Annotated in this window: 8 protein-coding genes; 3 read left to right on the top strand and 5 right to left on the bottom strand. The window is 70.6% G+C overall.

What is annotated here, in order from left to right; translation table 11 throughout:
* Positions 1-24: 24 nt before the first annotated feature.
* On the bottom strand, positions 25-1,248 hold the full coding sequence (gene ftsY, locus ACWGH4_RS21315; RefSeq protein WP_441266424.1) for a signal recognition particle-docking protein FtsY: 1,224 nt from the start codon (positions 1,246-1,248) through the stop codon (positions 25-27).
* Positions 1,249-1,415: 167 nt separating this feature from the next.
* Between ftsY and ACWGH4_RS21310 the strand changes: the two genes are divergently transcribed.
* Complete coding sequence (locus ACWGH4_RS21310; RefSeq protein WP_453463136.1) at positions 1,416-2,870, top strand: cytosine permease; 1,455 nt, start codon at positions 1,416-1,418, stop codon at positions 2,868-2,870.
* Positions 2,871-2,929: 59 nt separating this feature from the next.
* Entirely contained in the window at positions 2,930-3,901 is a 972-nt protein-coding gene (locus tag ACWGH4_RS21305; RefSeq protein WP_453463133.1) for an LLM class flavin-dependent oxidoreductase, read from the top strand.
* Positions 3,902-3,941: 40 nt separating this feature from the next.
* Here the strand turns inward: ACWGH4_RS21305 and ACWGH4_RS21300 are convergent, their stop codons facing one another.
* The 4 genes from ACWGH4_RS21300 to ACWGH4_RS21285 all read right to left on the bottom strand — a co-directional run bounded on the left by ACWGH4_RS21300 (position 3,942) and on the right by ACWGH4_RS21285 (position 10,235).
* Positions 3,942-5,363 carry a sugar porter family MFS transporter gene (locus tag ACWGH4_RS21300; RefSeq protein WP_453463130.1) on the bottom strand — a complete coding sequence of 474 codons (1,422 nt, stop codon included), beginning with the start codon at positions 5,361-5,363 and terminating at the stop codon, positions 3,942-3,944.
* A gap of 215 nt (positions 5,364-5,578) precedes the next feature.
* Complete coding sequence (gene smc / locus ACWGH4_RS21295) at positions 5,579-9,142, bottom strand: chromosome segregation protein SMC (RefSeq protein WP_453463127.1); 3,564 nt, start codon at positions 9,140-9,142, stop codon at positions 5,579-5,581.
* Positions 9,143-9,343: 201 nt separating this feature from the next.
* Positions 9,344-9,562 (bottom strand): hypothetical protein, encoded by a 219-nt coding sequence (locus ACWGH4_RS21290; RefSeq protein ID WP_005311394.1) that lies wholly within the window; start codon positions 9,560-9,562, stop codon positions 9,344-9,346.
* 391 nt (positions 9,563-9,953) lie between these two features.
* Positions 9,954-10,235: an acylphosphatase gene (locus ACWGH4_RS21285; RefSeq protein ID WP_307708502.1), complete on the bottom strand. Its 282-nt coding sequence runs from the start codon at positions 10,233-10,235 to the stop codon at positions 9,954-9,956.
* A gap of 139 nt (positions 10,236-10,374) precedes the next feature.
* Here ACWGH4_RS21285 and ACWGH4_RS21280 point away from each other — a divergent pair, with 139 nt between their 5' ends.
* On the top strand, positions 10,375-11,409 hold the full coding sequence (locus ACWGH4_RS21280) for a CAP domain-containing protein (RefSeq protein ID WP_453463124.1): 1,035 nt from the start codon (positions 10,375-10,377) through the stop codon (positions 11,407-11,409).
* Positions 11,410-11,452: the final 43 nt, after the last annotated feature.

Raw genomic sequence — 11,452 nt, 5'->3', positions numbered from 1 at the left:
CTCTCGTACGCGCGGAAGGTGCGCTCAGTCGCCGATCAGGGCGTCGACGAACGCCTCGGGCTCGAAGGGGGCGAGATCGTCCGGGCCCTCGCCCAGACCCACGAGCTTCACGGGCACGCCCAGCTCACGCTGGACGGCGACGACGATGCCGCCCTTGGCGGTGCCGTCCAGCTTGGTCAGCACGATGCCGGTGATGTCCACGACCTCGGCGAAGACCCGCGCCTGCACCAGACCGTTCTGACCGGTGGTGGCGTCGAGGACGAGCAGGACCTCGTCCAGCGGGCCGTGCTTCTCCACGACCCGCTTCACCTTGCCGAGCTCGTCCATCAGGCCCGTCTTGGTGTGCAGCCGGCCGGCGGTGTCGATCAGCACGACGTCCGCGCCCTCGGCGATGCCCTCCTTGACCGAGTCGAAAGCGACCGAGGCCGGGTCGCCGGCCTCCGGCCCGCGCACGGTGCGGGCGCCGACGCGCTCGCCCCAGGTCTGCAGCTGATCGGCGGCGGCGGCACGGAAGGTGTCGGCGGCGCCCAGTACGACCGAGCGGCCGTCCGCGACGAGAACGCGGGCGAGCTTGCCGGTGGTGGTGGTCTTACCGGTGCCGTTCACCCCCACGACCATGACGACGGCGGGCGTGTCCAGACCGCTCTCGGTCTTGACCGCGCGGTCGAAGTCGGTACCCACGAGGTGCAGCAGCTCCTCGCGCAGCAGGGTGCGCAGCTGCTCGGGCGTACGGGTGCCGAGCACCTTCACCCGCTCACGCAGCCGCTCGACGAGCTCCTGGGTGGGGGTGACGCCGACGTCGGCGGTGAGGAGCGTGTCCTCGATCTCCTCCCAGGTGTCCTCGTCGAGGTGCTCACGCGAGAGGAGCGTGAGCAGCCCCTTGCCGAGCGAGTTCTGCGAACGGGCGAGACGGGCACGGAGCCGGACAAGCCGGCCGGCGGTCGGTTCCGGGATCTCGACGGCGGGGGCGGGCGCCTCGGCGACGACCGGGTCCTCGACGGCGACGGGTGTTTCGACGGCCTCGTCGGCCGTCGGAAGGTCGACCTCCTCGATGGTGCGGCGGGGTTCCTCCCGCGGCGTCTCCGCCTCGTCGCCGACGTGCGGTTCGGCGGGCGGAGCAGTGATGGTCGGCGGGGCCGGCGGCGCCTGCGGCGGCAGCTGCTTCTTCTTGCGGCTGCTGACCACGAGGCCGCTGATCGCGCCGATCGCGACCAGGGCGATGACTACGGCAAGGATGACGATTTCCATAACCCGTCCAGTATCGGCCACGGCCGCGCACACAGAAGAGGTCAGAGGATCACACAAAGGCACCCTCACCCATTTGGACGTTATGGGGTGTTCGTACGATGCTTGTGGCTTCCGGTTTCTCCGGCAGCCCCCACCGGCGTCCCCCCACCCCGTACGGAGCCACTTCCATGCCCCACGCCTCCGAGTCCGAAGGCGCGATAGAGACCCGCGGCCTCGAACCCGTCCCCGACGCGGAGCGCACGGGCCGCGTCGGGGAACTGTTTCCCACCTGGGTCGCCGCCAACATCAGCGTGCTGCTGCTGACGATGGGGGCGGGACTGGTCGTCTTCAACGGCCTGAATTTCTGGCAGGTGCTGACCGTCGCCGTCGCCGCGCCCGTCCTCTCGTACGGGCTCGTGGGCCTGATCTCCGTCGCGGGCAAGCGCGGGGGTTCACCCGGCATGGCCCTGTCCCGGGCGGTCTTCGGACAGCGCGGGAACCTCTTCCCCGGCTCGCTGATCTGGGTCGCCCGCTGGGGCTGGGAGACGATCAACGCGGTCACCGGCGCCTACGCCGTGCTCACGGTGCTGGACCTGCTCTTCGGGGTCCGGAGCAGTACGGCCCTGATCATCACGACCCTGCTGCTCTTCGTCGCCTGCACCTTCCTCGTCTCGGGGCTCGGCATCAACGCCCTCCAGGTGTGCAGCAAGTGGTCGACGTACCTGTTCGGCGCGTTCAGCGTGCTGGTTCTGATCTACCTGGTCGCGAACACCGACTGGCCCGCCGTCTTCGACAAGCCGTCCGGCTCGACGGCGATGATGGTGGCGGGCATCGGCACCATCGCGGCGGGCGGCATCAGCTGGGTCCCGTCGGGTCCCGACTTCACGCGCTACCTGCCGCGCACGGCCTCCGGCCGGTCGATGGTCGGCGCCACCGTCGGCGGCGCGGGCGTCGTCGTTCTGCCGATGGTGCTGATGGGCGCCGTGATGGCGGTGTCCACACCGGACCTGGCGAGCGCCCAGGACCCGGTCGCCTTCATCGGCGAGATCCTGCCGATGTGGCTGGCGGTGCCGTATCTGCTGGTGGCCCTCGTCGGCATGCTGCTGATCAACTCCATGTCGATGTACTCCGCCGGCTTCACCGCGCAGACCCTGGGCGTGAAGGTGCCCCGCGCCTGGGCGGTGAGCGTGAACGCCCTGATCAGCCTGGTCTTCGGCTTCCTGCTGATGGTGGTGGCCACCAGCTTCGTCGGCTCTTTCATCTCGTTCCTGACGCTGCTCGCGGTGGCCTTCTCCGCGTGGATCGGCGTCTTCGGCGTCGACATGCTGCGGCGGCGCTCGTACGACGGTGCGGCACTGATGGACACCACCCGCACGAGCGCCTACTGGTACCGCGGCGGTTTCGCCTGGCAGGCGATGGTGTCGTGGGCGTCGGCGCTGGTGGTGGGGCTGCTGTTCACCCGGGTCGACTGGTTCGCCGGCCCGCTCGCGTCGTCCTGGGCCGGCGAGAACGGCCTGGGCTGGGCGGTGACGGTCCTGGTGGCCGCGGGCCTGTACGCGGTGCTGCCGCGTACGGGGACGGCCGCTCAGGTGGACCCCGCGACCGCGGCCCCCGAAACCGAGCCCGAGACCCTGTCTATCTGACGCCACGTCAGCTAACGTCCCCCTTCGCCGTGCCCACATCTGGCGGAGGGGGACTTCCCATGGCCTTCACTGTTGCCCGGTTCAACATGGTCGATCCGGCCGCGACACCCGAGACCCTCGCGGCCCGCTACCGTGCGGCCCTGGAGATGGCCGTGTACGCCGACGACCGCGGCGTCGACACGGTCCAGACCGAGGAGCACCACGGTGCCGGGAACAACTGGCTGCCGTCCCCGCTGGCATTCGCGGGCGCCGTCCTCGGCGCCACCCGCCGCATCGCGGTCACCGTGTCCGCGGTCATCGGCCCGCTGCACGAGCCGCTGCGGATGGCCGAGGACATCGCCGTGCTGGACCTGATCGGCCAGGGCCGGCTGGTGACCGTGGCGGGGATCGGCTACCGGCCCGAGGAGTACGCGCAGTTCGGCGTCGACTGGAGCCGGCGCGGACAGCTCCAGGACGAGCTGCTGGAGACGCTGCTGGCCGCATGGACCGGCGAGAGCTTCGTATACCGGGGCCGTTCCGTGCGGGTCACCCCGCGCCCGTACACCCGGCCGCACCCGCTGCTGATCGTCGGCGGGTCCTCCCGTGCCGCCGCGCGCCGCGCCGCCCGCCTCGGTCTCCCGTTCTTCCCCAGCGCCCACCTGCCGGAGCTGGAGGCGTACTACGAGGAGCGGCGGGCCGAGTACGGGACGGACGGCTTCTGCATGATGCCCGCCGAGAAGACGACGCTGCTGCACGTGTCGGAGGATCCCGACCGGGCTTGGGCGCTGTACGGCGAGCACTTCCTGCACGAGGCACGGACGTACGCGTCGTGGCAGTCGCCGGACATCCGCTCCGCGGTGCGGTCCGCGGCCGGGACCGTCCGGGACCTGCGCGACGAGGGCGTCTACCGCATCGTGACCCCCGACGAGTGCGTGGCACTGGGCGCGGAGAGTCTGGTGCTGCACCCCCTGTGCGGCGGCATGCCGGTGGACGAGGGATGGCGCAGCCTTCAGCTGCTGTGCGAACACGTACTGCCCCGGCTCACGCGCTGAGCCGGGGCAGTTTCCGTGACGAGGAGAGGGGCAGCGGGGATTAGCCCATCTCCTCCAACGCCTTGCCCTTCGTCTCCTTGACGTACCTCAGTACGAAGGGGATCGAGAGCACGGCGAAGACCGTGTAGATCACATAGGTGCCGGAGAGGTTCCAGTCCGCGAGGCTCGGGAAGCTTGCCGTGATGGCCCAGTTGGCGATCCACTGCGCGGAGGCGGCGACGCCGAGGGCGGCGGCGCGGATCCGGTTCGGGAACATCTCGCCGAGGAAGACCCAGACGACGACGCCCCACGAGAGCGCGAAGAAGAGCACGAAGACGTGGGCGGCGATCAGGGCCACGACACCCTGGGTCTCCGGCAGCTTGCCGTCGACGAGGTCGGCGGAGAAGGCCCAGGCCTCGAGGGCCAGCGCGATCGCCATGCCGGTGGAGCCGATGAGCGCGAGCGGCCGGCGGCCGATCCGGTCGACCAGCACCATCGCGATCACGGTGCCGATGATGTTGATGATCGACGTGGTGAACGAGTAGAGGAAGGAGCTGGACGGGTCGACGCCCACCGACTGCCACAGGGTGGCCGAGTAGTAGAAGGCGACGTTGATGCCGACCAGCTGCTGGAAGACCGAGAGGCCGATGCCGACCCAGACGATGGGCAGGAAGCCGAAGCGGCTGCCGAGCAGGTCCTTGAAGGAGGACTTGTGCTCCCGGCGCATGGCGAGCTCGATCTCGGTGACCCGGGCGTCCAGGTCGACGCCCTTGCCCTCGACCTCGGCGAGGACCTCCTTCGCCCGGCCGACCTTGCCGACCGAGATGAGGAAGCGCGGCGACTCCGGGATCGCGAAGGACAGCAGGCCGTACAGCACCGCCGGGACGACCATGACGCCGAGCATCCACTGCCACGCCTCGATGCCGGCGATCTCCCCGCGCTGATCGCCGTCGGCGAGCTGGAGGATGCCGTAGTTCACCAGCTGCGAGACCGCGATGCCGATGACGATCGCGGCCTGCTGGAAGGAGGCCAGCCTGCCGCGGTAGGCGGCGGGAGAGACCTCGGCGATGTAGGCCGGGCCGATGACGGACGCCATGCCGATGGCGAAGCCGCCGATGATCCGCCACATGGCGAGGTCCCAGAGCGCGAACGGGAGCGCGGAGCCCACGGCGCTGAGGGTGAAGAGCACGGCGGCGATCTGCATACAGCGGATGCGGCCGATGCGGTCCGCGATACGGCCGGCGGTCGCGGCGCCGACGGCGCAGCCGATCAGCGCGATGGCGATGACCTGGGCGAGGGTGCCGGAGCCGATCTCGTAGCGGTGTCGGATTGCTTCGACGGCGCCGTTGATGACAGAGCTGTCGTAACCGAAGAGGAAGCCGCCCATCGCGGCGGCGGCCGTGATGAAGATGACATGCCCGAGATGGTCGGGGTGGGCCGAGCGGGCCCCTGATGCCGGTGGCGGCTGCGCAGTGCTGGTCACGTGTACTCCTGGGGCCGTCCGGCAGCACCGCCGGACGTGGGGGGCGAGCCCTACAAGTGGGGCACAAGTTCGGGGCGCGCACCACTTGAAGGTAAAAGCAACGTTGCAGAGACTATGCCTTCAAGTTTCGAAGTCAAGACCCTGATCCAAATCGACTCAGGACCTCCTGGGGCAGCAATAGCTTCAAGTCTTGAAGAATCAGCGAGGGCTACGCCTCAACGAAGGCGCTGGCTGATGACCTTGGAGACGCCGTCGCCCTGCATGGAGACGCCGTACAGCGCGTCCGCGACCTCCATCGTCCGCTTCTGGTGCGTGATCACGATCAGCTGCGAACTCTCCTGGAGTTCCTGCATGATCCGGATCAGCCGCTGGAGATTGGTGTCGTCGAGCGCCGCCTCGACCTCGTCCATCACATAGAACGGACTCGGCCGGGCCTTGAAGATGGAGACCAGCATCGCCACGGCGGTCAGGGACCTCTCCCCGCCCGACAGCAGCGACAGCCGCTTCACCTTCTTCCCGGGCGGGCGCGCCTCCACGTCCACGCCGGTGGTGAGCATGTTGTCCGGGTCGGTCAGCACGAGCCGCCCCTCACCGCCGGGAAACAGGCGGGAGAAGACGCCCTCGAACTCACGGGCGGTGTCCCGGTAGGCCTCGGTGAAGACCTGCTCGACGCGTTCGTCCACCTCCTTCACGACCTGAAGCAGGTCGGCCCGGGTCTTCTTCAGGTCCTCGAGCTGCTCCGACAGGAACTGGTGGCGCTCCTCCAGCGCCGCGAACTCCTCCAGAGCGAGCGGATTCACCTTCCCGAGCTGTTGGTACGCCCGTTCGGCCGACTTCAGGCGCTTTTCCTGTTCCGCGCGGACGAAACGCCGCGGCTGGTTCCTGGGGTGCTCCGGGTCCTCCGGAAGCTCCTCGCCCTCGGCCGGCGGGGACGGGGGTACCAGCTGGTCGGGGCCGTACTCGGACACCAGACCGGCCGGTTCCACGCCCAGCTCCTCCAGCGCCTTCGTCTCCAGTTGCTCGATCCGCAGCCGCTTCTCCGCGCCCAGCACCTCGCCGCGGTGGACCGAGTCGGTGAGCTTGTCCAGTTCGGCCTTGAGGTCGCGGCCCGTGCTCCGGGCGGCGGTCAGCTCCCGCTCGCGCTCGGCCTTGGCGGCCTCGGCCGCGGCCCGCTCGGCCTCCGCCCGCACCAGTGACACCTCGACATGCGCCAGCAGCTGCCGGGCGCCGGCGGCGACGGCCGCCGCCACCTCGGCCTCGTGGCGCAACCGGGCGCGCCGCTGCTCCGCCCGCGCACGCGCCTCACGCTCGGCGCGCGCCCCCCGGTCGAGCGCGTCGGCGCGCCCGGCCAGGCCTTTCACCCGCTCCTCGTGCGTACGCACCTGGAGACGGGCCTCCATCTCCGTCTGCCGCGCGTTGGCGCCGTCGGCGGCGAGCCGGTCCCGTACGTGGGTGTCCGGCTCCTCCTCGGCGGGGGCCTCCTCCGCGACGAGCAGCCGCTCCGCAAGCTCCTCGGCCTCCTCGGCCGCCCGCTCCAGCGCCTCCTGGGCGCGGGCGGCCGCCGCGGCGGTCCGCTCCGCCTCACCGGCGGCACCACGGGCCTGACCGGAGAGACGGCCGAGCCTGCCGGAGACGGCCGACTTCTCCCGGTCGGCGGCGCGCCTGCGCTCCCCGAGCTCCTCGACCAGCGACGCGCATTCGGCACGGCGGACGGTGGCCTGCTGCTGTGCGGCAGCCAGCTCCTCGCACTGCCGCGCCAGGTCCTCGAGTTCTGCCGCCGCCTCGTCGACGGACGCCTGGACCTCCAGGAGACTCGGCGCCCCGGCGGAGCCGCCCTGCGCGAAGTGCGCCGCGAGCACGTCGCCCTCCGCGGTCACGGCGGTGAGTCCGGGACGTGCGCCGACCAGGTCCTCGGCGTCCTCGAGGCTTCCCACGACCACGGTCGTGCGCAGCAGCCTGCGTACGGCCGGCATCAATTCGTCGGGCCCCCGGACGAGGTCCGCGGCCGGCTTGCCGTCCGCTCCTGACAGGTCGGGCTCAGGACCGTCGGGGGCGGAGGTGGCGGAGGCGAGCAGCAGGGCCGCCCTGCCGCCGTCCTGTTTGCGCAGCAGACGGATCGCCTCTGCCGCCGTGGAGGCGTCGGTGACGGCCACCGCGTCCGCCGCCGCTCCCAGCGCCGCAGCTACGGGGATCTCGTAACCGGGCGTCACCGTGAGCAGTTCCGCCGCCGGGCCGAGCAGGCCCGCGAGACGGTCACGGGCTCCGAGCAGCACGCCCGTGCCGTCCTTGCGCCGCAGGCCCAGCGCGAGCGCCTCCCGACGGGCCGCCACGGCGGCGCGCTTGCGCTCCGCCGTGGTGAGCGCCTCGCGGGCCTCGCCCAGCGCGGTCTCCGCGCCGGCCAGTTCGCGCTTCGCCGCGTCGTGCCTGTCGGCCAACAGGAAATCGTCGGAGTCCAGCGCGTCGACCTCGGCCTTGAGCTGCTCGTACTCCTCCTGCGCGGCGACGGCCCGCTCCTGCGCCTCGTCACGGGCGGCGGCCAGCCGGTCGATCTCGGCCTGGGCGGACGCGGCCCGCGAACGGGCCGCGTTGACCTGGCCGCTCAGCCGGGCGAGCCCTTCACGACGGTCGGCGATGGCACGCGCCACGTCCTTCAGGCGGCGTTCCTCCACGGCGAGCTCGCGCTCCAGTTCGGCGCGGTGCGCGACGGTGTCCTCGAGGGCGCGTTCCGCCGCTTCGAGAGCGGCCTCCAGCTCCGCCTCCTGCTCACGGATGCGGGCCGCCTCACGCTCCATGTCCTCCGGATCACGACCGCGCCGCTCCTCCGCCGGCTGCGCCGTCGCGCTCTTGACGCGGGCGTCGGCCAGGGAGATCGTGCCGCGCACCCGTTCGGCGAGCTGGGAGAGCTCGTACCAGCTCTGCTGGGCGCGCTGGAGCCGCGGGGCGAGCCGCCGCACCTCGTCCTCCAGGTCCGCCTCACGGGTCAGCGCCGCCTTCAGCTCGGCCTCGGCCGCTTCCTTGCGCTGCTTGAGCGCGGCCTCGTCGGCGACCTCGGTGCGCAGCGCCTCCTGCATGCGTACGAGGTCGTCGGCGAGCAGCCGGAGCCGGGCGTCGCGCAGGTCCGCCTGGATGACCGCGGCCCTCCTGGCCACGGCCGCCTGCCGCCCCAGTGGCTTGAGCTGGCGGCGCAGCTCGTCGGTGAGGTCCTGCACGCGGGCGAGGTTGGCCCGCATCGCGTCCAGCTTGCGCAGCGCCTTCTCCTTGCGCTTGCGGTGCTTGAGGACGCCTGCCGCCTCTTCGATGAAGGCCCGCCGCCCCATCGGGTCGGCGTGCAGCACGGAGTCGAGCTGGCCCTGGCCGACGATGACGTGCATCTCGCGGCCGATGCCGGAGTCGGAGAGCAGTTCCTGGATGTCGAGCAGCCGGCAGGTGTCGCCGTTGATCTGGTACTCGCTGCCGCCGTTGCGGAACATGATCCGCGTGATGGTGACCTCGGCGTACTCGATGGGCAGGGCGCCGTCGGAGTTGTCGATCGTCAGGGAGACCTCTGCCCGGCCCAGCGGCGGCCGGCCGGTCGTCCCGGCGAAGATGACGTCCTCCATCTTGCCGCCGCGCAGGGACTTGGCGCCCTGCTCACCCATGACCCAGGAAAGAGCGTCCACGACGTTGGACTTGCCGGAGCCGTTGGGACCCACGACGCAGGTGATGCCGGGCTCGAACCGCAGGGTGGTGGCCGAGGCGAACGACTTGAAACCGCGCAGGGTCATGGCCTTGAGGTGCACGCCCCCGGACTCTACCTTTCGGTTGCGGTTTCACCCATGAAGGTGCAGGGCAGATCAGACGTTGAAGGAAACACTTCAGGAACTGCGGGGGACGGGGACGGGGGCAAGGGCAGGGGCGGGAGCGGAAGCGGAAAAGAAAGAAGGGACGCCGAGGGCGTCCCTTGCATATCTTGCTGCGCGATGCCCTGGCGGACGCCGTGCTCAGGTGAGCGCGGGCTCCGCCCGAGGTACGTCGATGTCCATACCTTCGAGCAGCGACTCTCCGGGGTGCTGAGCGACGGCGGCGTTGAGCGCGTCATTCTCGGACTGGATCCGTACAAGCTCGGATTCGAGGTCCTGGACGCGCTGCTGAAGCCGTCGCATCTCGGCGAGGAGTCGCGGGTCGGAACCGCCGACGTAACCGAGAAGCGCCTTTGCCATGATGGATGGTCCTCCACACTGAGTGACCGACCGAAGCGGTGTGGGTCGTGAGGGATTCGCACCCGCGGTGCTCGGCAGTCCTGGTTTTACTGCTTGCCGTGCTGCGGTTCTTGACTGCCGAACAGCTGAGGTGCGCGGGGCTTCCAGAGTCTCACCAAAAAGTTTGACGGTCAACACGATCACACCCCGTATCGACGGGCGGCCCGGGGGCATACGGCCGCTGAAGAGTGCGGCGTGCCTGACCTGCGGGGCCCTGGGGGCGTCACGATCATCATTCCTGCCGCAGCCTGGCAGAGCAAGCCCTTCTTGGCAACCACCAGGGGTTTCTGCCCACGACCAGGCCTTCCGACCGCCGGCGGGAGGCGCTCGGAGCGGGCTCGGCCGGACACCGTCAGCGGATGGCGAAGTCCGGGTAGCCGCCGCGGGGCGTGTCCCAGATCTCAGTGACTCCGTCGACGCGGCCGGGTGTGTCGTCGGAGCGAAGCCACTCCAGCAAACGGTGGCAATTCTCACGTGGACCTTCGGCCACGACCTGCACCCTGCCGTCGTCCAGATTGAGGGCGAAGCCGGTGAGTCCCCCGATCTCCAGAGCGTTTGCCCTGGTGAACCATCGGAAGCCCACTCCCTGTACTCGGCCGCGTACCCAGGCGGTCAGCCGTGCGGTGTCGTTCATGGCTGCACCGTAACCGGCCGATTGCTTCTGCATCACTTCGGCCCCGCGCCGCATGGCGTACAGTCCGGACGAAATCAGCCTCACTCGTACGGGTGAGTCCGTTGACGTTCGAACGTCGCGCACCAGGAAGGCACAGCACATGGGTCGCCACCGACGCTCGGCCCCCGCGCCGGCCGTGACCGATCACGCGGCAGGCACGGAAGGCAGGCACCGTGGCGGTGCGGGGCGTAAGAGCCTGCCCGTACGCACCGGACTGCTCGGCGCCTCTGCCGCCATGGCGATCGGCGCGGTGGTCGTGACGACCGTCGTCCTGCCCGGTGGCGACGACACGCACACCGTGGGCGCGGGCTCCGACGTCCGGACCGAGATGCGCACGGAGGTGCCGTCGCGGCTGCAGGCCCAGGGGGACGCGAGCGCGAGCCCCTCCGTGAGCCCTTCCGCCTCGCCGAGCCGCAGCGCGGAGCCGTCGAAGAGCCCCTCGAAGAGCCCTTCGAAGAAGGCGTCCGCGAAGCCTTCCAAGACGCCCAGTACCTCGGTGCCGTCGAAGAAGCCCGTGTCGCCCAAGCCCTCGGCGACGCCGTCCAGGGAAACGACCAGGAGCCCGGCGACGACCAGCAAGCCGGCCCCCGAGCCGACCCGCGAGCAGACGCGCACCCCGGAGCGCACGGTCGCCCCGTCGAAGACCGCCGCGCCGTCCAAGACCGCCGCGCCGTCCAAGACCGCCGCGCCGTCCAAGACCGCGGCGCCGTCCAAGACGGCCGCGCCGCCCAAGACGGCCGCCCCGGACCCGTCGGCCGCCGCTTCCGCGGAGGCCGCGGTGATCGACATGGTCAACGAGGAGCGCGCGAAGGTCGGCTGCAGCCCGATGAAGGCGAGCGGCGCCCTGTCCGACCTGGCCCGCGCGCACAGCAAGGACATGGCGGCGCGTGGGTTCTTCGACCACACCAACCCCGACGGCGAGACGCCGTGGGACCGTGCGGAGCAGGCCGGCGTGAGCAATCTCGGCGGCGAGAACATAGCCCGCGGCCAGGCCGACGCCAACGCGGTCATGAACTCCTGGATGAACAGCGAGGGACACCGCGCGAACATCCTGAACTGCGACTTCACAACGCTGGGCATCGGTGTGCACATCGCCGACGGCGGCCCTTGGTGGACGCAGAACTTCGGCTACTGACCCGGCCGGGACACATAGGGGAGGGCCCCGGACACCTGAGGTG

Source organism: Streptomyces sp. NPDC054847 (assembly GCF_053610925.1).
This window is presented reverse-complemented; position numbering and strand designations above follow the sequence as displayed.